Source organism: Dactylosporangium vinaceum, from assembly GCF_019904175.1.
In the GTDB taxonomy this organism is placed as follows: Bacteria; Actinomycetota; Actinomycetes; order Mycobacteriales; family Micromonosporaceae; genus Dactylosporangium; species Dactylosporangium vinaceum.
On record NZ_CP061913.1, the window covers coordinates 7,688,312 to 7,713,508 of the forward strand.

At 74.2% G+C, this 25,197-nt stretch carries 18 protein-coding genes; 9 read left to right on the plus strand and 9 right to left on the minus strand.

The annotated features are described in order from the left end of the window. Positions 1-33 precede the first annotated feature (33 nt). On the plus strand, positions 34-3,654 hold the full coding sequence (locus tag Dvina_RS34480; RefSeq protein ID WP_223093456.1) for a SpoIIE family protein phosphatase: 3,621 nt from the start codon (positions 34-36) through the stop codon (positions 3,652-3,654). Between the two features lie 123 nt (positions 3,655-3,777). Here the strand turns inward: Dvina_RS34480 and Dvina_RS34485 are convergent, their stop codons facing one another. Next, positions 3,778-4,974: an RNA polymerase sigma factor gene (locus tag Dvina_RS34485; protein WP_380030863.1), complete on the minus strand. Its 1,197-nt coding sequence runs from the start codon at positions 4,972-4,974 to the stop codon at positions 3,778-3,780. After that, a complete protein-coding gene (locus Dvina_RS34490) occupies positions 4,971-5,342 on the minus strand; it encodes a YciI family protein (protein WP_223093457.1) in 372 nt (123 codons plus the stop codon). The genes Dvina_RS34485 and Dvina_RS34490 overlap by 4 nt, the downstream gene beginning before the upstream one ends. Before the next feature lie 84 nt (positions 5,343-5,426). Between Dvina_RS34490 and Dvina_RS34495 the strand changes: the two genes are divergently transcribed. After that, positions 5,427-5,855, plus strand: coding sequence for a YybH family protein (locus Dvina_RS34495; RefSeq protein WP_223093458.1), 429 nt, complete (start codon positions 5,427-5,429; stop codon positions 5,853-5,855). A gap of 89 nt (positions 5,856-5,944) precedes the next feature. Here Dvina_RS34495 and Dvina_RS34500 read toward each other — a convergent pair whose 3' ends face one another. From Dvina_RS34500 to asnB, 5 genes are all read right to left on the minus strand, one after another. Then, positions 5,945-6,397, minus strand: a complete 453-nt coding sequence (locus Dvina_RS34500) for a GNAT family N-acetyltransferase (protein WP_223105873.1) — start codon at positions 6,395-6,397, stop codon at positions 5,945-5,947. 109 nt (positions 6,398-6,506) lie between these two features. Continuing rightward, the gene (locus tag Dvina_RS34505) at positions 6,507-7,556 is read right to left on the minus strand and encodes a pectinesterase family protein (RefSeq protein WP_223093459.1); all 1,050 of its coding nucleotides are present in this window, start codon (positions 7,554-7,556) and stop codon (positions 6,507-6,509) included. 233 nt (positions 7,557-7,789) lie between these two features. Further along, on the minus strand, positions 7,790-9,844 hold the full coding sequence (locus tag Dvina_RS34510; protein WP_223093460.1) for a methyl-accepting chemotaxis protein: 2,055 nt from the start codon (positions 9,842-9,844) through the stop codon (positions 7,790-7,792). 37 nt (positions 9,845-9,881) lie between these two features. Next, positions 9,882-11,141 (minus strand): DUF2314 domain-containing protein, encoded by a 1,260-nt coding sequence (locus tag Dvina_RS34515; protein ID WP_223093461.1) that lies wholly within the window; start codon positions 11,139-11,141, stop codon positions 9,882-9,884. A gap of 68 nt (positions 11,142-11,209) precedes the next feature. Further along, on the minus strand, positions 11,210-12,823 hold the full coding sequence (asnB, locus tag Dvina_RS34520; RefSeq protein ID WP_223093462.1) for an asparagine synthase (glutamine-hydrolyzing): 1,614 nt from the start codon (positions 12,821-12,823) through the stop codon (positions 11,210-11,212). A 197-nt stretch (positions 12,824-13,020) separates the two neighbouring features. Here asnB and Dvina_RS34525 point away from each other — a divergent pair, with 197 nt between their 5' ends. The 7 genes from Dvina_RS34525 to Dvina_RS34560 all read left to right on the plus strand — a co-directional run bounded on the left by Dvina_RS34525 (position 13,021) and on the right by Dvina_RS34560 (position 23,429). Further along, entirely contained in the window at positions 13,021-14,076 is a 1,056-nt protein-coding gene (locus Dvina_RS34525; RefSeq protein ID WP_223093463.1) for a threonine aldolase family protein, read from the plus strand. A gap of 59 nt (positions 14,077-14,135) precedes the next feature. Further along, positions 14,136-16,022, plus strand: a complete 1,887-nt coding sequence (locus Dvina_RS34530; protein WP_223093464.1) for an Hsp70 family protein — start codon at positions 14,136-14,138, stop codon at positions 16,020-16,022. Positions 16,023-16,209: 187 nt separating this feature from the next. Further along, positions 16,210-17,061 (plus strand): alkaline phosphatase family protein, encoded by an 852-nt coding sequence (locus Dvina_RS34535; RefSeq protein WP_223093465.1) that lies wholly within the window; start codon positions 16,210-16,212, stop codon positions 17,059-17,061. Between the two features lie 84 nt (positions 17,062-17,145). Then, positions 17,146-18,648 carry an MFS transporter gene (locus Dvina_RS54710; protein WP_246655514.1) on the plus strand — a complete coding sequence of 501 codons (1,503 nt, stop codon included), beginning with the start codon at positions 17,146-17,148 and terminating at the stop codon, positions 18,646-18,648. Further along, positions 18,641-19,612 carry a TolB-like translocation protein gene (locus Dvina_RS34550; RefSeq protein ID WP_223093466.1) on the plus strand — a complete coding sequence of 324 codons (972 nt, stop codon included), beginning with the start codon at positions 18,641-18,643 and terminating at the stop codon, positions 19,610-19,612. The genes Dvina_RS54710 and Dvina_RS34550 overlap by 8 nt, the downstream gene beginning before the upstream one ends. Positions 19,613-19,688: 76 nt before the next feature. After that, positions 19,689-20,078: a hypothetical protein gene (locus Dvina_RS34555; protein WP_223093467.1), complete on the plus strand. Its 390-nt coding sequence runs from the start codon at positions 19,689-19,691 to the stop codon at positions 20,076-20,078. A gap of 177 nt (positions 20,079-20,255) precedes the next feature. Continuing rightward, entirely contained in the window at positions 20,256-23,429 is a 3,174-nt protein-coding gene (locus Dvina_RS34560) for an ATP-binding protein (RefSeq protein ID WP_223093468.1), read from the plus strand. Here Dvina_RS34560 and Dvina_RS34565 read toward each other — a convergent pair. Further along, positions 23,411-24,208 (minus strand): ABC transporter permease, encoded by a 798-nt coding sequence (locus tag Dvina_RS34565; protein ID WP_223093469.1) that lies wholly within the window; start codon positions 24,206-24,208, stop codon positions 23,411-23,413. The two genes, Dvina_RS34560 and Dvina_RS34565, sit on opposite strands and share 19 nt — an antisense overlap. Next, a complete protein-coding gene (locus Dvina_RS34570; RefSeq protein ID WP_223093470.1) occupies positions 24,205-25,170 on the minus strand; it encodes an ATP-binding cassette domain-containing protein in 966 nt (321 codons plus the stop codon). Before Dvina_RS34570 ends, Dvina_RS34565 begins: the two co-directional genes overlap by 4 nt. Positions 25,171-25,197: the final 27 nt, after the last annotated feature.

Below are 25,197 nucleotides of genomic sequence, written 5' to 3' on the forward strand. Positions count from 1 at the left end.
GCAAAAAGCACGGGCCGCAATAAGCTGTCGGGGATGGGCGACACGGAGGTCAGCCGCGATCTCGCGGCGGTCGACTGGGCGGCCACGCCGCTCGGGCCGCCGGCGGGGTGGCCGCCGAGCCTGCGCTCGGCACTGAGGATCATGCTCGGGTCGCGGTTCGCGATGTGGATGGCGTGGGGGCCGGAGCTCACGTTCCTGTGCAACGACGCGTACCGCCGCGACACCCTCGGCAAGAAGTACCCGTGGGCGCTGGGCCGCCCCGCCAGCGAGGTGTGGGCCGAGATCTGGCCCGACATCGGCCCGCGCATCAGCAGCGTCATCGAGACCGGCGAGGCGACCTGGGACGAGGCCCTGCGGCTGTTCCTGAGCCGCAGCGGCTACACCGAGGAGACCTACCACACGTTCTCCTACAGCCCGCTCACCGGCGACGACGGCGCGATCGCCGGCATGCTCTGCGTCGTCAGCGAGGACACCGACCGGATCATCGCCGAGCGCCGCATGACCACGCTGCGCGACCTGGGCGCACCCCAGAGTGAGGCCGAGCTGTGGGCCGCGGTCGAGGGAGCGCTCGGCGCCCGCCCCGACGACCTGCCATTTACCCTGGTGTACCTCTACCACGCCGACGAACCGGTACTGACCTGCGCGACAGGCGTCCCTGCGGGTCACCCGTGCACCGACCCGGCGCTGTGGCCGGCCCCGGACGGCGCCGCGCACACCGTCGGCGGCCTGGCCGGGCTGCCCCCCGGCGCCTGGGACGAGCCGCCCTCCGCGGCGCGGGTGGTGCCCCTCGGCGAGTACGGCTTCCTGGTCGCCGGGCTCAACCGGTACCGCCCCTTCGACGACGCCTACGCCGGGTTCGTCGACCTCGTCGCCGGGCAGATCACCGCCCGGCTCGCGGCCGCCCGCGCCTACGAGGCCGAGCGGCAGCGGGCCGAGAGCCTGGCCGAGCTCGACCGGGCCAAGACCGCGTTCTTCACCAACGTCAGCCACGAGTTCCGCACCCCGCTCACGCTGCTGCTCGGGCCGGTCGAGGACGCCCTGGCCGACCAGGCCCGGCCGCTGCCGGCGGAGCAGCGCAGCCGGCTCGAGGTCGTGCACCGCAACGCCGAGCGGATGCTCAAGCTGGTCAACACGCTGCTGGACTTCTCCCAGCTGGAGTCCGGCCGCCTGGAGCCGCACCGCGAGCCGCTCGACCTGGCCCGGCTCACCGCCGACCTGGCCGAGCTGTTCGCCGGCGCCGCGGCCCGGGCCGGCCTGCGCATCGAGGTCGACTGCCCGCCGCTGCCCCGGCCGGTGTACGCCGACCGCGACATGTGGGCCAAGATCGTGCTCAACCTGCTGTCGAACGCGCTCAAGTTCACCTTCACCGGCGCGATACGCGTGCGTCTGCGCGTCGTCGAGGAGGACGTCGAGCTCGCCGTCACCGACACCGGCGTCGGCATCGAACCGGCCGACCAGGCCCGCCTCTTCGACCGCTTCCACCGCGTCCACGGCGTCCGGGCGCGCACCCACGAGGGCTCCGGCATCGGCCTGGCCCTCGTCGCCGAGCTGACCGCCCTGCACGACGGCTCCGTCGGCGTCCGCAGCGCGCCCGGTCAGGGCTCCACGTTCACGGTGCGCATCCCGTTCGGCGACGGGCCGGTGTTCCCAACTGCGGACTCCGCGGTGGTACCGCACGTGGCCGGGTATCTCGCGGAGGTCGAACGGTGGGTCGGCGCCCCGGCGGCCGCCCCGCCGCCCGCGCTGCCGGACCTGGCCGCACCCCGCGTCCTGGTGGTCGACGACAACGCGGACATGCGCGAGTACATCCGCCGGGTCCTGGGCTCCGACTACCAGGTCATCGAGGCGGCCGACGGGGTGGAGGCCCTGGAGCGGCTGCGCGCCGGTTCGGTGGATCTGATGCTCACCGATGTGATGATGCCCAACCTCGACGGGTTCGGACTGCTGGCCGCGGTCCGCGCCGACCCCCGGCCCGGCCACCTGCCGATCATCGTGCTCTCCGCCCGGGCCGGCGACGAGGCGACGATCGAGGGCCTCGACGCCGGCGCCGACGACTACCTGGTGAAGCCGTTCAGCCCGCGGGAGCTGCGGGCCCGGGTCCGGGCCAACCTCGAGTACGACCGCATCCGGCGCACCCGCGACGAGCTGCAGCGCAACCGCGAGCTGCTGGACCAGGCGCAGCGGCTGGCGTCGGTCGGCTCCTGGGAGCTGGACCTGGCCACCGGCGACATCCGCGGGTCCGACGAGTTCCTGCGCCAGTTCGCCGTCACGTCCGAGGAGCTGCTCGACGAGCACGGCCGCGCCCTCATCAACAGCCGGGTCCTGCCCGCCGACCGCGACCGGGTCGACGCCGCCATCGACGCCGCCGTGGACGGCGCGGCGCTCGACTACGAGTCGCGGGTCCAGATGGCCGACGGCACCGTGCGGATCTTCCGCACCATCGGCGAGCTCGAACGCGACCCGAGCGGCCACCCGATCCGGCTGCGCGGCGCCAACCAGGACATCACCGAGCAGCGCACCGCCGAGCAGGCCATCGCCGCCGCGGCCGCCGCCCAGGAGGCCGCCGCCCGCGAGCACAGCATCGCCGACCAGCTCCAGCGCAGCCTCCTGCCCCCGGTCACCCTCGCCCCCGAGCACCTGGAGCTGGCCGCCTACTACCGCCCCGGCGTGGCCGGCACCCAGGTCGGCGGCGACTGGTACGACGTCATCGAGCTCGGCGCCGACCGCACCGCCCTCGTCATGGGCGACGTGATGGGCCGCGGCGTCCAGGCGGCCGCGGTCATGGGCCAGCTGCGGGCCGCGGTCCGCGCCTACGCCCGCCTCGACCTGCCACCCGCGGACGTGCTGGAGTACCTCGACGGTGTCGTCCGCGACCTGCGCGAGGACCAGATCGTCACCTGCGTCTACGCCGTCTACGACCCCGGCGAGCGCAGCCTCACCTACGCCAACGCCGGGCACCTCCCGCCCCTGCTGCTCCTGCCCGGCGCCGCCCCGCGCCCGCTCACCTCGTCCGGCCCGCCCCTCGGCACCGGCCCGCTGACCCTGGCCGAGGAGCGCGTCGAGCTCCCGGTCGGCGCGCTGCTCACCCTGTACACTGACGGCCTGGTCGAGCACCGCGACCGCGACATCGACGCCGGCATCTTCGCCCTGGCCGCGCTCGTCGGCGACCTGCACTGCCCCCTCGCCGACGCCCCCGACCGGCTTGTCGCCCAGCTCCTCCCGGACGGCCCCGACGACGACATCACCCTGCTCATGACCCGCGTCGTCGGCGAGCCCGGCGAGGAGCAGTCGGTGATCCAGCACATCCCGGCCCACGAGCGCGCCGTCCGCGACGCCCGCCGCCTTGTCGACTCGACGCTGCGCCGCTGGGCCGCCCCGCCCCGCGTCGTGGACGACATGGTCCTGCTCGTGAGCGAGCTGACCGCGAACGCCGTCCTGCACGGCCGCCCGCCCATCCAGCTGCGCCTGCGCCGCACCCAGACCCACGTCGTCCTGGAGCTGCACGACACGGCGCCGTACCTCCCCCGCAAGCAGCGCCCGACCCCCGACGACGAGCACGGCCGCGGCCTGCAGCTGGTCGCCTCCCTGTGCGACCGCTGGGGCACCCGCCCGACCGCCGACGGCAAGGCGGTCTGGTGCATGCGCTCGATCTGAGCGCTCCGGGTGGCGATATGTCGGGCGCTGACGCGCCTCGACATATCGGACGTATCGCCCGACAGGGTATTCGCCGGATTTCTTGGCTCAGGACCGTCTTGTCGGACGAGAGTCGGCCGGGGTCTAGGCGAGCCGGGCCGCCCGGGACTCCAGGTAGCGCTGCTCGGGCCGGCTGAGCGTGCGCCGGGCCGCCAGGCGGTACTGCTCCCGCGCCCCGGCCCGGTCGCCGGTCAGCTCCAGCAGGTGGGCCCGCACGGCCGCGGTCCGGTGGTGGCGGGCCAGCACCGGGCCGCCGGCCGCCGCGTCCAGGGCGGCCAGCCCGGCCTGCGGACCGTCGACCATGGCGCGGGCGACTATCGCGTTCAGCGTCACCATCGGGCCCGGGTCCAGCGCGTCGAGCAGACCGTAGAGGGCGACGATCTGCTGCCAGTCGGTGTCCTCGGCCCGGGCCGCCTCGCCGTGCACGGCCGCGATCGCCGCCTGCAGCTGCAGCGGGCCGATCGGCGACCGCTCCAGGGCGGCGGTGATGATCGCGACGCCCTCGCTGATCATCGCCGCGTCCCACCGGGCGCGGTCCTGCTCCGCCAGGGGCACCAGGGTGCCGCCGGGACCGGTGCGGGCGGGGCGCCGGGCGTCGGTGAGCAGCATCAGGGCGAGCAGGCCGGCCGTCTCGCCGTCGGCCGGGCGGTGCCGGTGCAGCTGGCGGGCCAGCCGGATCGCCTCCCGGGTCAGCTCCACCCGGTTCAGCTCGTCGCCGGAGCTGGCCGTGTAGCCCTCGTTGAAGATCAGGTACAGCACCTGCCGGACCGCGTGCAGCCGCGCGTCGAACTCGCCGGGCGCGGGCAGCTCGAACCGGGTGCCGGTGTCGCGGATGCGCTGCTTGGCCCGGCTGATCCGCTGCCCGACGGTGGCCTCCGGCAGCAGCAGCGCCCTGGCGATCTCCGCCGTCGTGAGCCCGCCGACGGCCCGCAGGGTGAGCGTCACCTGGGCCGGGCCGCTCAGCGCGGGATGGCAGCACAGGAGCAGCAGCGCCAGCTCGTCGTCCCCGCGGACCTCCGGCGCCGGCTCGTACCGCACCGCCTCCTCGCGCCGCCGCCGAGCTGTCTCGTTGCGCAGCAGCTCCACCCGCCGCCGGGCCGCGACAGTGATCAGCCAGTTGCGGGGCTGCTCGGGGACCCCTGTCTCCGGCCACTGCCGGGCCGCCGCGAGCAGCGCCTCCTGGACCGCGTCCTCGCACGCCTCGAAGTCGCCGTAGCGGCGCACGACGGCCGCCAGGACCTGCGGCGCCAGCTCGCGCAGCAGGTCCGGCCGCGCGGTCACTGCTCCCAGGCGCTCATGTCGAGGACCGGGCGCACCTCGACCCGGGTGTACGCGGCGTCCGGCGCCTTCGCGGCCCACGCCACGGCCTCGTCGAGCCCGGCCACGTCGATCAGGTAGAAGCCGGCCAGATGCTCCTTGACCTCGGCGTACGGCCCGTCGGACGTGATCGTCCGGCCGTCGCGCACCGACACCTGCGTGGCCAGGGCCGGGTCGCCGAGCCCCTCGCTGACGATGAGCACGCCGGCCTCGCGCATCTCGTCGGTGAGCCGGAAGTGGCCGAGGCCGAAGTCGGTGCGCTGCTGGTCGGTGAGCGTCTCCCACACGGCCAGCGACTGCGGGTTGGACTGGATGAGGATCAGGTACTTCACGGATGCTCCTTCGCTCGCTCTGCCCAGGATGTCGAAACCGCCGCCCGTGCTTCGACGTACCGGCACACCGAGAGAGGAAAAACCATGGACGAGATCCGGGACGTCATCGAGCGCAAGGCCGCACTGCTGGAGCAGGGCGACGCCAAGGCCATCCTGGCGCACTACGCGCCCACGTTCGTCGAGTTCACCCTCGCCCCGCCGCTGCGCCAGCCCGGCGACGCCCGCGACCCGGGTCCGCTGGAGGCGTGGATCGCCACGTTCGAGGCCCCACCGCGCCGGACGGTCACCCACCTGGAGATCACCACTGACGGTGACGTGGCCTTCGCGACGAGCCTCGACTGCCTGAGCGCCGTGCCGCGCGGTGCGGCGGAGCGCTTCACCCTGTGGTACCGGGTGACGCTGGGACTGCGCCGCATCGACGGGCGGTGGCTGGTGACGCACGAGCACGAGTCGGTGCCGTTCGAGATGGACGGCTCGCTGCGGGCCTCGGTAGGACTGCTCCCGCCCGACTGACCGGCAAACCAGCGCCCCGCCCTGCCGCCGTGCCGTGCCGGATGGTGTGGCGTGGCGTCGGCGATGGGTGGGGCCGCGTGGAGTTCGGGTCAGTGCTCGTCCAGGTGAGCGAGGATGGCGGCTCGGGTTGGCCGGCGGTCGATCTCCATGAAGCGCTGGGGGGCGGCTACCGGTTCGAAGCCGCTGCGGCGGTACACCTCGTGGGCGTCGCGGGTGCCGAGGAGGAAGCGGTCGATGCCGGCGGCGGTCAGGTCGGCGACGATGGCGTCGACGAGGCGAACGCCGAGGCCGCGGCCGCGGTGGGGGCGGTCGACGTACACGTCGCAGATCCAGGCGAAGGTCGCGCCGTCGGTGACCGCGCGGGCGAAGGCGACCTGGCCCGTGGCGGACAGGATCGAGTACGGGCGCGAGCCGTCGATCGACCGGGAGACGTTGTCGAACGCGCGGCCCGCGGCCCAGTACGAGTCCTCGGACAGCCAGCGGTGCACGAGGACCCTGTCGACGTCGGCAGGGTCGGTGCTGAGGCGGTAGTCGGCGCCCAGGCGGTCGTCCGTGCCGGGGCCGGCGCCGGTGCTCGTGCGGTGGTCGGTGCGTTCGTTCACCACGCGACGGTACCGCCGGAGAAAATTGCGGGAAAAGGCCAAAGCGCGATCAGCGGACCGGGTCCCAGTTGTCGGGGCCGGACAGGTACGCGGCGATGGTGTGGGTGGCGGCCTGCTCGGGGGTGAGCTGGGGGCGGTCGGCGGTGACGAGTGCGCCGGGGCCGCGGTTGTGGAACTCGGCGTAGCGGGCGTCACGCCAGGGCCAGGTGCCGAAGTCGCTCCACGGGGCCGGGTTGATGTGCGCGCCGAGGACCGAGTCGCGGACGGTGACTTCGGCGACCGCGTTCGGGTCGTTGCTGGGGTGCCAGGGGCGGCCCAGATACACGGTGCCGGCGGGCGCGTCGCTTGTCAGCTTGCACTCGGTGAGCAGGAAGCCGTGCGGGTTGGACAGGTCCGTGCTGGCCGCTGTGACGTAGCCGTTGTTCGTGGTCGAGCCGCGGGTCAGGGAGTGGATGGCGCAGCGGTCGAGCACGGCGGTGGCCCGGCCGAAGATGAAGTCGACGTCGCCCTCGATGTAGCACTTGCGCAGGTACACCCGGCTGATCGTGGTCGCGGCCGGGCTGTTGAGGTACAGGGTGTCCTGGTTGGCCAGGAACCGGCAGTTGTCGAAGACGATGCGGTCGGCCCGGGTCAGCACCGCGACGGCCTGCCGGTTGGTGATCTCCGGGTGGGCGGCCTCGTCGAAGGTGTTGGCGAACGTCAGGTTGCGGGCGTAGAAGTCGCTGCCGGAGATCGTCACCGAGGCGCTGCCGGAGGTGCCCCAGGGCGTGCCGTCGGGCTTCAGGGTGCCGTTGGCCCGGTCGTCGCTGATCACCACCGCCGTCGGGTCCGGGCCCTGGCCGCGGAAGGTGATGAACGGCTTGTCGGCCGGGATGACGACCTGGCCCTTGTACTGCCCCGGCTGGATCTTGAGCGTGAACGGCCCGGTGTTCCCGGACGGCACCGCGTCGACGCCGGCCTGGATGGTGGTGACGTCGCCGCTGCCGTCGGCGGCGACGGTCAGGTACGGGCCGGGCCAGGCGGACGCCGGGCGGGCCGCCGCGGTGACGCCCGCGACGCCGGCCAGCGCGCCCGCGAGCAGGACGGATCTACGTCGCATGAACGAACCCTCCTCAGGAATGCGCTTTCCCGGGCACACCCTAGGCGCCGTCAGCGACCCCGGTCAATGAAAACCTTGTTGCAGCCAGTTGCAGGTCGTGGCCTGCACCGCGCGGCCGTCCACGTCGGCCGGTTTCCGGGCCGGGTGGTCACGCGCATAGTCGCTTGTCGCCATCCACAACGGCGGGTCGTCGACAGCCGGGACCGGCGACGGTGCCAGGTGCCGCTACCGGTTCACTGCGCGGCCGCTGTGGGCGCCAGCAGGGCCCGGATGTAGGCGCCGATCCGGGCCACCTGCTGCGGGGTCGGGTCGACGAACTGCACGCCGAGCTCGTCGTGGCCGTCGGCGTCGATGTGCCGCACGGCCCGGGCGGGCAGCCGCAGCTCCTCGCCGCCGAGGTGCAGCACCAGGTCGAGCTCGGCGGCCAGGGGTGGGCGCAGTCCGTCGCGGAAGCCGCAGCGCAGGCCGCTGACGGACAGGTCGAGCAGGTCACCCTCGATGTCGCGGCCGTTGTACCGCACTGTCACCTTGCCCTCGACCGCGGCCCGGCTGTGCTCGCGGCGTTCGAGCCGGTCGGTGACCTGGGCCAGGTTCTCGATCCGGGCGATGGCCGCGCGGACGCTGCCGACGAGCCGCTCCACTGACGCCCGCTGGCGCCCGGCGACGTCGGTGAGCTCGGCGGTGACGTCGCCGACGGCGTGGACGCCCTGGCTCATGTCGGTGATGACGCCGGACATCGCGCCGGTGTCGGCGCCGAGCGCGGCGACGGTCTCGGTGATCTCGGTCGTGGAGTCCTTGGTCCGCGACGCCAGGTTCTTGACCTCGCCGGCGACGACGCTGAAGCCGCGCCCGGCCGCACCGGCCCGGGCCGCCTCGATGGTGGCGTTGAGGGCGAGCAGGTTCGTCTGCCCGGCGACGCCGGCGATGAGGTTGGCGATGCCGCCGACCCGCCCGAGGCTGGCGGTGACGGCGTCGAGGACCCCGCCGGCGTCACCGGCCCGCTCGACGACGCCGCGGGTGACCCGGTCGGCCGCGGCCGCCTGCTGCTCGATCGCGTCGGCGGCGGCCATCACCTCGTCGGCCTGGGCCATGACGTTGCGCAGCTCGGTGAGCACGCCGGCGCTGGTGTCGTCGATGACCTCGCCGGCCCGCCGTCTGACGGTCTGCTCGGCCAGCTGCTGACGCACGTTGGTGGTCGTCAGCTGGGCCTCCTTCGCCGCCCGCTCCTGCTGCAGGTGGAGCTCCTGGCGGTACATCGCGTCGAGCATCTCGTCGATGGCCCGGCCGAGCTCGGCGATGTCGTCGGTGCCCTCGGGGCGCACCCGCAGGAGCCTGTCGCCGGAGTGGATGATCTCCTCGGTGGTGCGCCGCAGGGGCCCGACCCGGCGGCGCAGCGCGGCCCGGACCGACCACAGCATGACGGCGACGAGCACGACGGTGGCGGCGGCGACGAACCCGAACAGCTTCACGGCGGTGCTGCTGGCCGCGGCGTGGATGGGGCGGGCGGCGACGACCTCGAGGACGACCCGCCCGCCGTTGACGGTGGCGATGGTGGCGTCCATGGCGATGTGCCGGGCGCCGGTCACGGTGGTGGCGATGGCGACGGCGCCGAGCTGGCTCTGCCGGGGCGCCTGGGCCTGCGCACCGCCGCGGGGCTGCCCGGCCAGCGCGATCGGCAGGTTGACGGCCCGGGCGAGCCGGGCGACCCGGGCGGCGTCGAGCCGCTTGCACATGATCAGGCCGCCGGACGGGGTGCCCTCGCCGCTCGTCGGGTAGGTGGGCACGCCGCAGAACAGGTACGGCGCGTCGGCCGACACGATCCCGCAGATCGCCGCGCCGGCCTTCGCCGCCGGGTCGAACAGCGTGCGCAGCACGGCCGGGTCGCGCAGCTGGGCGGGCGGGGGCAGGAACGCGTCGCCGGAGCTGGTCATGCCGCCGACCCGCAGCGTGCCGTCGGCGCCGACGCCGAGGAGCACGTCGATGTCGTTGACGCCGAGCTGGGCGGCCGGCGGCAGGTCGGCGGTGAACGCGGCCGCGTCGGCGCCGGCGATGTCGTTGTACGAGTTGTCCCAGACGGCGTTCGTCGCACCGAACGCCGTGAGCAGCTGGGCCTGCGCGTCCAGCCCGATCCGGATGCGGTCCGCGTCCTGGGCGACCTGGCGGGCCTCGAGCTGCTCGAACGCGCTCGTGGTGATCATCTGCATGGTGAGGAACGCCGCGATCAGACCCGCGAGCGCACCGGCGAGCGGCATCAGGCGGCGGCGCCACCGTCGTCCGTCCAGCCTCACGCCCTGCTGTTCGGCACCGCGACGGCCGACCTGAGCGTCATTCGCCGGTGAGCACCGCGTTTGTCCAGCCGCCCTCGACGATGCCGTCCCCGTCGACCCAGACGCCCCAGTCGACGATCTCGGCCTCGCGGACCATCGTCGGGCGCCCGGTGCGCACGAGGGGGTCGATCTCGGCGTCGGACATGCTCACCCCGTGCAGCCGCCGCGGGTCGGGCCAGGTCGTCACCGTGGACCAGATGAGCTCGGTCGCCTCGCCCCGGGTCAGCCGGTGCTTGACGATCAGGTGCCGCTCGGGCCCGAACTCCCCGGCCAGGAAGCGGGTCCGGGCCTGAGGCAGGGCGTCCCGGGCGGTGGCGACGGCGGCCTGCATCCGCTCGTCGTCCGGCGCGTAGCGCACCGTCGTGGACTGCGTCCCGAACAGCTCGGCCACGACCCGGGCCAGGAACTCCCCGGCCGAGAACGCGAACCCGTCCGGCGGCACCACGGTCAGCAGTGCGTCCCACTCGGGGTCCTCGGCGTCCAGGCGCAGCTGCACGAGCGCGGCACGCTCCTGCGCCTCCGGGCCGGGGATGGCGCCGTAGGCGCGCACGGCGTCGGCCTCGGTCACGGTCAGGTCGTGCGGCATCCGCACGAACGCCGCGCCGGCGGCCCGCTCCACGGCCTGCGCCCAGCGCACGACGAGCGCCCGGGCCAGGCCGGTCAGGGCGCTCGTCCAGGCCCGGGCCAGGGCCGGCGGGACGTCGTGCACCTGCAGCTCGGGCAGGCCGAAGCGGCCCAGGCCCCGGGTCGTCATCCACAGGCCGCGGTCGCCGGGCGACTGCGGGACGGCCACCCAGGCGCTCAGCGCCGAGCGCCCGTCCGGGCCGGGCAGCGACGCCAGGGCGGCGGCCGGGTCGAGGACCTGCGGGGTGAACAGGTCGATCAGGGTCCCGCCGGTGTCGGCGGCGATCCCGGCGGCGACGGCGCGGGTGTGCCACTCGTGCGCGGGCGGCCAGCCGGGCCCGAACACGGCCTGGCAGACGACGACGTGCGAGGCACCGAGGATCGCCCGCAGCGCCTCGGGCGGGGCACCGAAGGCGCGCAGGTGCTCGATCGGCAGCGGCGGCGCCTCGGCGACCGGCACGGCACTCACCGACATCAGCGGCCCGTCAAGCATCGCCAGCACCGCCGCGCGCAGCGGCCCCTCGAGCCGCCCGGCGGCGGCGCGGGCGGCCGCGGCCGGATCGGCGGGCGGGCTCGACGTCGCCACGACATAGGTGGCCATCACGGTCTCGGGGACGCTGAGCACGATCTCCACCGCGCCATCCTCACGCATCGCGGACGTGGAGTCGACCCGCGGCGCTTTCGTGGCGGCGGCGTCCGGAGTCAGCCGCCGGACCCGAGCGCCGACGGCAGATACGACTCCAGCCAGACCTCCAGCACCAGCACCGCGATGAGCAGGTGCACGTCCCGGCCGCCCCCGGCCCCGTCCCGGTGCGCCGCCGCCAGCGCGCGCACGACCCCGGGATCGAGGAACTCCGCGAACCGCGGTGCCCCGGCGAACAGCAGCTCCCCCGCCCCGCCCCGCGCACCCAGCTCGCCGCGCAGCCACCCGCCGGACGCCGGCCGGAGAAACCCGACCTTGCGCCGGTGGATGATCCGCTCCGGCACCAGCCCGCGGAACAGGGCCGCGCGCAGCGGGTCGTCGAGGCGGCCGCTCATCGCGAGCAGCCGCTCGGCCGGCGTGAAAGCCGCCAGTGTCGCGGCCGCCCGGCGGGCCGGGCGCGGGCCGTGACGGGAGGTCAGGGCCGGCAGGACGCCGGCGGGCCCGGGGATGTGGCGCCACGCCGCGGCCAGGCGGGCGGCGCGGTGTTTCGTGTAGCCGCCCAGCAGTTCGTCGGCGCCCTGGCCGGACAGCGCCACCTTCACGGTACGGGCGGCCATTGCCGACAGCGACTGGAAACCCAGCGCCGAGAGGTCCGCCACCGGCTCGTCGGCACCGCCGATGGACTCCCTGAACCCCGCAAACCCCATGACGCCGGGTAATCGGAGCTCGTGGTGGTCGGCGCCCAGGTGGTGGGCGGCCCGGCGCGCGGCGGCCAGCTCGTTGGGGTGGCCCTCGAAGCCGACCGCGAACGTGTGGACGGGGCCGCTGGTGTGCTTCGCCATCAGCGCCGTGACGAGCGTCGAGTCCGGGCCGCCGCTGAGCATCGAGCCGAGCGGGACGTCGCTCATGAGGCGCATCCGGACCGCCTCGTCGAGGTGCTCCAGCAGACCCTCGGCGGCGTCGTCGATCGTGAGCGACGGGTCGGGGGCCGGGCGCGGGTACGACCAGTAGCGCTCCACCCGCACCCGGCCGTCGGCGACGACCAGGCTGCAGCCGGGCGGGAGCTTGCGGGCCGCGCGCAACGGTGTGGCCGGGGCGGGGAAGTAGCCGAGGGTGAGGTACACCGCGATCGCCTCGAAGTCGAGCGCCGCCGGGATCAGGCCGCTCGCCAGCAGCGCCCGCAGTTCGCTGGCGAACACGAGCACATCGCCGACGTGGGCGTAGTACAGGGGCTTGACGCCCAGGCGGTCGCGGGAGATCACGGCGCGGCGGCGCACGGCGTCCCAGACCGCGAGGCCCCACATGCCGCGCAGGCGGGCCGGGAAGCCGGGACCGTCGCGCTCGTACAGGTGCGGGAGGACCTCGGTGTCGCAGCGGCCGGTGAAGCGGTGGCCGGCCGCGCGCAGCTGCTCGCGCAGGGCGGCGTGGTTGTACAGCTCGCCGTTGTGGATCGCGGCGACCGCGCCGTCCTCACCGAAGCACGGCTGGTGGCCGCCCGCGATGTCGACGATGCTCAGCCGGCGCACGCCCAGGGCGATGCCGGGGGCGTGGTGGGTGCCGCGGTCGTCGGGGCCGCGGTGGGTCATCGCGTCGGTCATGCGATCGAGCCGGTCCGGGGCCACGACCTGGCCCGGCGCGCCGGTGACCTGAACCACCCCGCAGATCCCGCACATACCGCGGGACGCTACGCGCAGCCGATCCACAGCGGATCCACAGCGACCGATGCCGGACTCACGCCCTTCGAGCAGGTGAGGTGGCATCATCGACGCGCTCCTGTCCGCCGTGGCCGGGCATGCCCGCCGACCGGTACCATTGCCGGCGACGATCTTCACGGGTTTCGGGCGGGCGATGGTGTTCACGGTCAGCGGCGATGACGTTCCTCGTCAGTGACAACACATCCGGTGTGCACCCGGACATCCTCGCCGCCATCGTCCGCGCGAACGCCGGCCAGGCCCCCTCCTACGGCGACGACCCGCTGACGGCCCAGGCCGAGCAGCTGATCCGCGACCACTTCGGCCCCCAGGCCGAGGTGGCCTTCGCCGTCACCGGCACCGCCGCCAACGTGATCGCCCTGGCCACCCTCCTCCGCCCGTACGAGACCGTTCTCTGCGCCGAGACCGCCCACATCGCCACCGACGAGTGCGCCGCCCCCGAGCACTTCACCGGCGCCCGCCTCACCACCGTCCCCACCCGCGACGGCCGCCTGACCCCCGACCAGGTCGCCGCCTTCGCCCGAGCCGACGGCTCGCCCCACTCGCCCCGCCCGCGCGCCGTGTCCATCGCCCAGCCCACCGAGCTCGGCACCCTGTACTCCGTCGCCGACCTCCAGGCCCTGGCCGCCACCGCCCACGCGCACGGGCTCCGCCTCCACATCGACGGCGCCCGGCTGGCCAACGCCGCCGCCGCGCTCGGCACCGGCCTGGCCGAGGCCGCCACCGGAGCCGACATCGTATCTCTGGGCGGGACGAAGAACGGTGCGCTGGCCGCCGACGCCGTGATCTTCCTGGACCCGTCCCTCGCCGGGCCGCGGCGGCTGATCCAGAAGCAGGCCATGCAGCTGCTGTCGAAGGGGCGCTTCGTGGCCGCGCAGTTCGTGGCGCTGCTGGAGGGGGATCTGTGGCGTACCAACGCGACCCACGCCAACGCCATGGCCGCGCGGGTTGCCGAGGTCGTCTCCAGCGTGCCGGGTGCCGTGATCGCGTTTCCGGTGCAGACCAACGCCGTCTTTGCCACGCTGCCGGCGCTCGGCGGACCTTCGCGGACGGGAGCTGCGCTGGACGAGCACGCGGGCGCCGCGGTCGACCTTGCGCGGTACGGCGGCGGGGGTGCGGCAGGGCTGCCGCGGCGGTTCATGGCGGCGTTCGATACGACGGAAGCTGATGTCCAGGCGTTCGCCCGTGTGCTTCACGCAGCGTTCATCGGATGATCCGGGGAACGGCCCGAGCGGCCGATGTGCGCGGGCACCGATGTCCATAGATTGAGCGCGTGACCTCAGCGGGGCACCGGCTCGGGATCGATATCGGGGCGGCCACCACCGTCGCGGCGTTGGCTGGGCCGGACGGGGCTGTCCGGCCGCGGCGGTTCGACTCCGACCTGCCGGCGGGCGGGGCCGACGACCCCGAATCGCTCGCCGCGCTGCTGACGCGGGTCGTCTCCGCAATGGTGGCAAATCCGGAAATGCCGGTTCCGGCGCTGATCCTCACCCACCCCGCGGCCTGGCGGGCGGACCGGCGGCGGGTGCTCGCCGACGGGGCTCGGCTGGCCGGGCTCGGCGAGCCCGAGTTCGTGCCCGAGCCGATCGCGGCCGCTCGCTACTGCACGTCAGTCCTCGGCTACCGGATACCCGACGGTGCGTGCCTGGTCGTGTACGACCTCGGTGCGGCAAGCCTCGACGTCACAGTCGTGCGGCAGGCGGCCGACGGCCTCGCCATCGCGGCCGCCGGCGGGCTGCTCGACGCCGGCGGGCTCGACCTGGACGCCGGGATCATTCGGCTCGCGCGCGAACGGACCGGCGCCGGCCCGGGCTGGGATCGGCTCGACCGGCCGGGCGGGCCCGAGGAGGCGGCGGCGCGGTTGCGGCTCTGGCACGAGGCCCGCACGGCTCGTGAGGAGCTGTCGAGCAAGCCGTCCACCGAGTTGTACGTGCCGTTCGCGGGAGCGGTCACAGTGCACCGGGACGAGTTCGAGCAGATCGCCGTGCCGCTGTTCGAGAAGACCGTGCAGTGCACGGTCGGCGTGCTGCGGGAAGCGCTCGTGACCCCGGGCGAGGTCGCGGCGGTGTTCCTGGCCGGTGGGGTGAGCCGGACGCCGCTCGCGGTGGAGATGCTGCGGCGGGCGCTGCGGATCGAGCCGATCGGCGGTGACAACCCGGACCTCGCCGTCGCCTGCGGCAGCGTGCGGCCGGCCGTGCGGCCCGCGCCGATCGCGCCGCCGTCGGCGGCCCGGCCGCGGATCAAGCCGGCGCTGCTGCGCACGTTCTCGCCGGGCGGGATCGTGCGGCGGGCGCCGTCGGTGAACGCGATAGCGGTCAGCCCGGACGGGCGGCTGGTGGCGGCGGGCGGCGACGATCGCAAGGTCCGGATCTGGGACATCGACTCGGCGCTGGTCCGGCACACGCTTTCCGATCACGACGGGCCGGTGCGGGCGGTCGCGTTCAGCCCGGACGGCGCGCTCGTCGCGACGGCCGGTGGGCATCCGCGGCGCCCGGGCCGGGCCGTGAAGGTGTGGCACACCGACGAGGGCCGCCGCCGCAACGTGTACGACGCCGATCCCGGCGGGCCGGCCGCCCTCGCATTCCACCCGGGTGGGCGGCTCCTGGCGGCCGCCGGGCGCGACGGCGCGATCCGCATTTTCGATCTCATAGACGCCCGGGTGTACTCCGAGCACCCCGACGGAGGCGCCGGTCTGCACGCGCTCACGTACAGTCGCGACGGCTCGGTCCTGCTCACCGGCGACGACGGGGGCCGGGTCACGATGCACCCGGGCGATCCCGTGCTGCCCCAGGGCGGTTCGGTCCTGCCGGGTCACCGGGGGGCGGTGCTCGGCGTGGCGTTCGGCGTGCGGGCCGTGGCCAGTGCGGGCGCGGACGGCACGGTCCGGCTCTGGGACGACACGGGCCCCGGGCGCACACTGACCGGTCACATGGATCCGGTGACCGCCGTCGCGTTCGATCCGGCCGGGACGCTGCTGGCCAGCGCCGGGATCGACTCGACGATCAGGCTGTGGGACCCCACGTCGGGTGCCCATCTGCACACGCTCGACGGGCACGACGGCGCGGTCCACGCGCTGGCCTTCACGCCGGACGGGGCGATCCTGGCGTCGGCGGGGGCGGACGGCGCGGTCCGGCTGTGGAACGTCGCCGGCCGGCCCTGAGCGCGGCTTCGTACGGCCGTCGTTCAACGCTCGGCGCGCTTCGCCCGTATGTATCGACGGGAGCATAGCGGTGCGCCCCCGTTTGTTCACCGTCCGCACGCACATCGGACAGGATTAACTCATGATCTTGTATTCATCGATATACACGATGTGGCGTCGTCCTCGCCTACCAAGGAGGAACACGTACATGTCGATTCGCCGGGTGGTGCTCGCACTGGCGACCACCGCCCTCGTCGCCACCGGCCTGACCGCCGCGGCGCCGTTCGCCGAGGCCGCCACGAGCGTGCCGCGCTTCGATCACATCGTCCTGGTGATGTTCGAGAACCGGGCGTACTCCCAGATCAACGGCGTCAGCAGCGCCCCCTACCTCAACTCCCTGGCCACCCAGGGCGCGAAGTTCACCAAGTCGTACGCGATCACCCACCCGAGCCAGCCGAACTACATCGCGCTGTTCTCGGGCTCCACCCAGGGCGTGACAAGTGACGACTGCCCGAAGAACTTCACTGGCACCAACCTGCACTCGCAGCTCGCCGGGGCCGGCCTGACGTTCAAGGGCTACTCCGAGTCGATGCCCGCGAACGGGTACACCGGCTGCTCCAGCGGCACCTACCAGCGCAAGCACAACAGCTGGGTCGACTTCAGCAGCGTGCCCGCGGCGTCGAACCTGACGTACGCGAGCTTCCCGTCACCGGCGAACTACGCCTCGCTGCCGACAGTCGCGTTCGTCACGCCGAACATGTGCAGCGACATGCACGACTGCACGGTCGCCACCGGCGACACGTGGCTGCAGACCAACCTCGACGCCTACGCACAGTGGGCGAAGACGCACAACAGCCTGCTCATCGTCACGTTCGACGAGGACAACCGCCTCGCCCTCAACCAGATCTTCACCGTGTTCGTCGGCGCCCACGTCCAAGCCGGCTCCTACTCGGAGAAGATCAACCACTACACCGTCCTGCGCACCATCGAGGGCGCCTACGGCCTGGCCGGCATCAACGGCGCCGCCTCCCTGTCCCCCATCACGGACGTCTGGAACTGACCGACCCACCGCCGGGCGCCCTCGGCCACCCCGGGGCGCCCGTGCCTCCCCTGTTGCAAAGGCCGCCTCTTGTACCTCTCCACAGTGGACAAACCCGCGAGCCCGCCCGGCCCCGGCCGCCCCGGCACCCGCGTCGCCGCCACCGTCCTGGCGCTGGGCACGGTAAGCCTGATCACCGACGTCTCGGCGGAGATGGTCACCGCCGTCCTCCCCCTGTACCTCATGCTGGGCCTGCACCTGGGCCCGCTCGGCTACGGCGTGATCGACGGCCTGTACACGGGCGCGACCGCACTGCTGCGCCTGGTCGGCGGCTACGTGGCCGACCGCATCCAGCGCCGCAAGGCCGTCGCCGGCGTGGGCTACGCCGTCTCCGCCGCCGCGAAGCTGGGCCTCGTCGCCGCCGGCTCGTCGGTCCCCCTCCTGAGCGCCGTCATCGTCGCCGACCGGGCCGGCAAGGGCCTGCGCACGGCTCCCCGCGACGCCCTGATCACCCTGTCCACACCCCCGGACCGCCTGGGCCGCGCCTTCGGCGTGCACCGGTCGATGGACAGCATCGGCGCGTTCGCGGGCCCGCTTGTCGCGGTCGCGGTCCTGACCGCCTCCGCCGGCTCCTTCGACGCCGTCTTCGTGACCAGCTTCTGCATCGCCACCCTGGGCGTCTTCGTCCTGGCCACCTACGTCCCCGACCACCGCACCCCGTCCTGGCCGGCACCGGCCCCGACCGCGCAGGCCGCCACCCCCACACCGCACCCGCCCACCGCACCACCCCACTCGACCAGCGCAACACCGCACCCGACCACCCCGGCGCCGCCGCTCACCATCACCACTGCGTCAACGACCAGCACCGATAGCACCGACCGCCACCCCAGCGATGCCGAAGCCGACAGCGACGGACGGCAGCGCGGCGGGCCGGGCGAGCGGTCGGATGCGAGCGCCGGCGTGGGTTCGGGTGCGGGTGAGGGTGCGCGCCACGATGCGGGTAAGTCGGACGGGGTGTCGGTGCGGGCCGCGGTGGCGCTGCTCGGGCGGCGGGAGTTCCGGCTCGTCGTGGTGGCGGCCGTCGTCATGGGGCTGGCGACGGTCGGGGACGGGTTCGTGTACCTGGTGCTGCAGCGGCACAATGACCTGGCCGCCGGGTGGTTTCCGCTGCTCGCCGTCGGGACCAGCCTCGCGTACCTCCTCCTGGCCGGGCCGCTCGGGCACCTCGCCGACCGGGTCGGGCGGGCGCGGGTCTACCTGGGCGGGTTCGGGGCGCTCGCGGCCGTGTACGTCATCCTGGGCACCGGCGTCGGGGGGACGGGCGCGCTCGTGGTGGCGGTCGCGCTGTACGGGACGTTCTACGCGGCCACCGACGGGGTGCTGATGGCCCTGGCCGGGCCGCTGCTCCCCGCGGCGCTGCGGACCACCGGGATCGCGCTGGTGCAGAGCGGGCAGTCGCTGGCCTATCTGGTCTCCTCGGTCCTGTTCGGGCTGGCGTGGCAGTTGCGGGGCCCCGGGCCGGCCCTGTTCGGCGCCGCGGCCTTCGCCGTCCTCGCTCTCCTCCTCGTCGCCCCCGCGCTCCGGACAGGTACGACACACGATGCGTAAAATTCTGTCGACGTCGATTGTTGCGCTCGTGCTGGCCGCCGGGGCCGGCGTGTACATCCACGCGGCGGCGCACCGCAACGACGCCGGGGCGGCGGCCACCGCGGCCGTCGACATCGGGCCGGGGCACCACCGGATCCTGGTGCGCAGCACGGCCCCCGGGTCGATGGGGCACCTCGCGGTCGTGGCGGGAGCGGCGCGCACGACCTCGAGCGTCACGTGCAACCGGGTGTACGCCGCGGCCGGCACCGCGATCTGCCTTCGACCCGACGGACCCCTGGCGACCTACCAGATCGCGGTCCTCGACGAGCATCTCGCCGAGCGTGACACCTATCCGATGGTCGGCGTCCCGAACCGGGCCCGGGTGTCGGCCGACGGGCGGCTCGTCACCTGGACCGCGTTCGTGACCGGGGACTCGTACAACGGCGGGCAGTTCTCGACCCGGGTCGGCGTCCTCGACACCCGGACCGGGGACCTGGTCGCCGACACGCTGGAGTCGTACGCCCTCACCCGCGACGGGCACCCGTACCAGGCCGCGGACGTCAACTACTGGGGTGTCACCTTCGCCGCGGACGACACGACGTTCTACGCGACAATGGCGAGCGCCGGGCACCGGTACCTCGTCCGCGGCGACCTCACCGCCCGCACCGTGACGACCGTGGCCGAGCACGTCGAGTGCCCGTCGCTGTCGCCGGACGGGACCCGTATCGCGTTCAAGCAGGCGGTCGGCGGCGACCCGGTCAACGGCTGGCGCCCGGCCGTCATGGACCTCGCCACCGCGGCCGTCACCACGCTGCCGGAGACGCGATCCGTCGACGACCAGATCGCCTGGCTCGACGACCGGACCGTGCTCTACGCGATCCACCGCGACCAGGACCACGCCGACGTCTGGTCCGCCCCCGCCGACGGCACCGGCCCACCGGCCCTGCTCATCCCCGACGCCGAATCACCCGCCCCCATTCCGTGAGCCGGCACCGTGCCGTGCCGTGCCGTGAGCAATCGAGACCCTTGAGCGCCGATCTACCAGGTAGTAACTTGGCCGGATGCGAACACTGGCGCTGCTGATCGCGGCCGTGGGGATCCTGCTGGAGGGCCTCGTCATCGGGTTCACGCTGTTCGCGCTCGGCGGTGTCATCGACGCATACTCGATGTCGATGGCCGGCACGGACCCGTCCTTGGCCCAGGCCGCGCTCAAGGTCGGCGGGATCGTTCTCGCCGCGTTCCTGGTCGTCCTCGCCGCTGTTCTGGCCGCCGCGGCCGCCCGGGACCGGCACGCCCGCAAGGCGGCCTTCGCCGCGATGATCGTCCAGTGCGCCGTCGTCGTCATCGCCGGCCTCGCCCTGGGCTGGGCCGTGTTCGCCGGCACTCTCATCGTCCTCGGCACGCTCCTCTACGCCCTCCTGGACGACTCCCAGCAGCCCGCCACCCACTGACCACAGGCACGGCACCACCCGCCCCGCACCAGGCGCAGGCCACACTGCCGCGCGCCCCCGCGGACGGTAGCCAGAAACGCCGCACAACGGTCGCCGCTCATGAGCGGAAACGCAGCGAGATGCAGCGAGGCGGCCGCCGTGCACGAGTGCTGAGCGGACAGGTGGCATGCTTGCCCCGTGCGGATCACCACCCTGGGCGAGCTCGCCGTCGACGGCCGGCCGGTGCGCGGTGAGCGCCTCGCCGCCGTCGTGCGGGCCCTCGTCGACGCCCGGGGCCGGACCCTCACCCCGGCCGTCCTGGCCGAGGCCGTGTGGGGTGGGGCGCCGCCGGATGACGCGGCGGGAGCCGTCCACGCGCTCATCGCGCGGGCCCGCCGGCTCGGGCTGCCGATCGCCGCGGTGCCGGGCGGCTACCGGGTGTCCCCCGAGGATATCGAGCCGGATGTGGTACTCGTCCAAGCCCACGTCACCGCCGCCCGCCGGGCGCGGGACCCCGCCGAGGCGGCCGGGCACGCCGCGCAGGCCCGGTCCGGCTTCCCGGCCGTGCCCGAGCTGACCGACGGTACTGTCGCCGCATTGTTCGCCGACGTGGCCGCCGCTCAGGCGCACGCCGCCCTCGCCACCGGGCGGGTCGCGCCGGGGCTGGAGGCGGACCTCACGCTGCTGGCCACGCTTACCCCGCCGCACGAGCCGTCGGCGGCCCTGCTGATGCGGCTCCTGGCCGCGCAGAGCCGGCAGGCCGAGGCGCTCGCGGTGATGGAGCGCCTGCGCGAGACCCTGGCCGAGCGCTACGGCAGCGACCCGTCCCCGATCGTCGCCGAGGCCCACCTGGCGGTCCTGCGCGGTGAGGCGGCGAGCGGCCCGGGCGAGCAGCCCCGGGCGGCCGGGTCGGGGAAGCGGCTGCCGCCGTCGTGGCGGCGGGCGGCGACCGCGATGCTCGGCCGGGAACATGACGTCGACGCCGTGCGGGCCGCGCTGGGCCAGGGGCCGCTCGTGACGGTCGTGGCCGTCGGCGGCGCCGGGAAGACGCGGCTCGCGGCCGAGATCGCGCGCCGGACGGCGGCCGCGGGCGGGGCGGTGCACGTGGTCGAGCTGGCCGGGGTGCGGGCCGCGGACGCGGTGCTGCCGGCGATCGTCGCGGCGGCCGACCCGGCCCCGGCGGGCACCGAAAAGATCATGTCGGCCGGTGAGCGGCTCGCCGAGGTGGCCGGGCTGGTGGTGCTGGACAACTGCGAGCACCTGCTCGGCGGGGCCGCCGGCGCGGTCGCCGAGCTGCTCGACGCGTCACCTGACGTGGCCGTGCTCGCGACCAGCCGGGCGCCGCTGGGGCTACCCGGGGAGGTCGTGCACCGGCTGGCGACCCTCGACGACGACGCCGCCCTGGAGCTGCTGACCGCGCGGGCCCGGGCCGGGGGTGCGCGCATCGGCGGAGCGGATGCGCGCCAGACGCTGTGCCGGCGGCTCGACAACCTGCCGCTGGCCCTGGAGCTGGCCGCGGCGCGGCTGCGGCACATGCCGATCGAGGACGTCCTGGCCGGGCTCGACGACCGGTTCGGGCTGCTCGACGACGCGCTGCGGGGGCTGCCCGACCGGCACGCCGGGCTGTGGGCGATGGTCGACTGGAGCCGGGAGCTGCTCGGCCCGGAGGAGCGGGTGCTGCTGGAACGCCTCGCCGTCATCCCCGCGCCGTTCACGAAGGACGTCGCCGAGCACGTCGCCGGGCAGCACCGGGGCCTCGCGGTGCGGCTGGCGACACTGGTGGAGCAGTCGCTGCTGGTGCTCGAGGACGGGCACCGGTATCGGATGCTGGAGACGGTCCGCGAATACGGCGAGGCCCGGCTGGCCGCGGCCGGCGGGCGGGACGCGGCGATGGACGGGCTGGTGGACTGGGCCCGGGCCGAGGCGGTCCGGCTGCACGGCGAGTTCATCGGGCCGGGGCAGCTGGCCGCGTTCGCCCGGTGCGGCGCGGAGCAGGACAACCTCGTCGCCGCGCTGCGGTGGGCGTGCGGGCGCGACGACGCCGCCGCGGTCGACATCGCGGTGCCGCTGTTTCACCTGTGGACGGTGCGCGGCCTGCACGGCGAGGTGGCGCCGTGGGCGGCGGCGCTGCTGCGGGCCGGGGACCCGGTGGCCCGGCGGGAGTACCCGCTGGTGCGCACCGCCGACCCGGACCGGCTCACCTGGCTGTGCCTGCTCGCCGGGATCAACGCGTTCGCGGTCGACGCGCACCGGGTGTTCGCCCTGGCCGAGCGGGTGCTGCGGCGGCTGGGCCGGGACCGGCCCGGCGCGCGGGTCTCGCGGCGCGCGGCGGCGCTGGCGACGGTGGTGCCGGCCCTGGGTGAGCTGAACCTCGACAAGGGCCTCGCGGCGGCCGAGGCGCTCATCGCCCAGCCCGACCCGTACGCGCAGGGGTTCGGGCTGTTCCTGCGCGGGGTGATCCGGGAGAACCGGGGCGACGCCGTGCCGGTCGCCGAGCGCACCGCCGACGCCGAGCTGGCCTACCGGCGCTTCGAGGCGGCCGGCGACCACTGGGGCATGGCGATGGCGGCGCAGATGATCGGCTCGCAGGGCGGCCCGGACGGCGCCGACTGGCTGCGCCGCGGGGCCGGGCACATGGAGCTGCTCGGCGCGGCCGAGGACGCCGGCTCGATCCGGGTCATGCTCGACGCGCAGCTGGCCCAGCTCGGCGACGACGCGGCCGCGGAGCGGCTCGTCGAGGTCGCCAACGCCGGCCCGGTCGCGACGCCGGTCGGGTTTCAGATCATGGAGGGCGCCCAGGCCAACCTGGGACTGGCCCACTACGCGTGGCGGCAGGGCCGCACCGGCGACGCTGTCGCGCACGCCGAGCGGGCGGCCGAGATCGCCCGGGAGGGCGCGGCGCCGGTGCCGCAGGTCCGGGTCGTGTTCGGCACCGCCGCGGCCGTGTTCAACCTGCGGGCCGCCGGCGCGGCCGGGGGCGTGCGGGCCGCCGGCTTCCTGGAGGCCGTCCGCGCCGAGGCGCTCAACGGGCTCGACGTGCCCTCGCTTGGCGTGTGGGCGCTGGGCACCGCGGCCCTCGCCGCGCACCTGGGCGACGGCGAGGCGGCGCGGGAGCTGTGGACGCTCGGCATGCGGTGCTCGGCGAACCCGGCCCAGCTGTTCGAGCCGGGCACCGACCCGGTCCTCGACGCCGCTGTCGGCCGCAGCCATCGGGCGGCACAGGCCTCGCCGGGTGCGGCGGAGCCGGCCGGCGCCGACTTCGACGAGCCGTACGGCCCGGGGTTCGAGCACTGGCGGACGCGGCCGATGACCGAGGTCACCGGCCGCATCCGCGAGCTGGCCGAGGTACACCTTCAGACTTTGCGGCGGTAGGCCCGCAGGGCCAGGGGCATGAAGATCGCCACCAGGGCCGCCGACCAGCCCAGGGTCCACCACACGTGCACGCCGTAGCCGGGGGTGCCGAGGAACAGCCCGCGCATCGCCTCGACCAGGTGGCTCAGCGGGTTGTTGCGCACGAACCCCTGCATCCAGCCCGGGAGCGTCTTCGTGCCGACGAACACGTTCGAGGCGAACGTGAGCGGCAGGACGATCAGGAAGCAGATGCCCTGGACCGCCCCGGACGTGCGGGCGATCATGCCGATCAGGACCGGTGCCCAGGACAGCGAGAGGGCGAAGACGACGGCCAGGGCGCAGCCGGCGATCGCGTGGAGGGCGTCGGTGCCGACGCGGAAGCCCATGACGTAGGCGAACCCGAAGGTGGAGATGGTCACCAGGACGTACCTGACGATGTCGCCGAGCACCGCCCCGATCAGCGGGGCCGCCCGCGGGATCGGCAGGGACCGGAACCTGTCGAAGATGCCCTTCTCGATGTCGGTGTTGAGGTTCACGCCGATCGAGATGGCGCCCATGGCGATCGTCTGGGCCAGGATGCCCGGCATGACGAACTGCAGGTAGTCGTGGGTCGAGCCGGAGATCGCGCCGCCGAAGATGTACACAAAAATGATCATGAACAGGACGGGCTGGACGGTGACGTCGATGAGCTGCTCGGGCGTGCGCATCGTCTTGATGAGGCTGCGCTTGGTGAGCTCCAGGGAGTGCCGGATCAGCTTGAACGGCTTCGGGGCGGGGCGGTCGAGAACGATGGCGGTCATGCCGGCACCTCCACGGGGGCCTTTGCGGACGTCAAGGTGAAGAAGACCTCGTCGAGCGAGGGCAGGTGCAGGGAGAGCTCGGTGACCGCGATGCCCTCGGCGGTGAGCCGGGTCACCACGTCGGCCAGGGCGGCGTCGCCGTCGACCGGGACCGCGAGGACCCCGGCCCGGATCTGGTCGGCCGCCGGGCCCGAGGACACCTTCGTGAGGATCTCCGCGGCCCGGGGCAGGTCGGCCGGGTCGGCCGGGCGGACCTCGAGGGTCTGGCCGCCGACGATCCGCTTGAGCCGCTCCGGGGTGTCGTTGGCGATGACCCGGCCGTGGTCGATGACCGTGATCTCGTCGGCCAGGGCCTCGGCCTCCTCGAGGTACTGCGTCGTCAGCAGCACCGTCGAGCCGTCCCGCACCAGCTGGCGCACCACGTCCCACATGCCCTCGCGCTTGGCCGGGTCCAGGCCCGTCGTCGGCTCGTCCAGGAAGATCACGTCGGGCCGGCCGACCAGGCTCGCGGCCAGGTCGAGGCGGCGGCGCATGCCCCCCGAGTAGGTCTTGGCCGGCCGGTCGGCGGCGTCGGTGAGGTCGAACCATTCGAGCAGCTCGGCGGCCCGGGTCCGGGCACCCTGGCGGCCCAGGTCGAGCAGCCGGCCGAAGAGCACCAGGTTCTGCCGGCCGGTGAGGTCCTCGTCGACCGACGCGTACTGGCCGGTCAGCCCGATCGCCGAGCGGACCTTCTCGGCGTCGCGGACCACGTCGAACCCGCCGATGCGGGCCCGGCCGGCGTCCGGCTTGAGCAGCGTCGACAGGATGCGCACGGCGGTGGTCTTGCCGGCGCCGTTGGGGCCGAGCACACCGTGCACGGTCCCGCGCGGGATAGCCAGATCGACACCCTGGAGGGCCTTCGTCTGGCCGAAGTGCTTGACGAGGCCCGTCGCCTCGACCATCACATCGCTCGGATTCGTCATGGCACTCACCGTGCCGGGCCCGGCCGA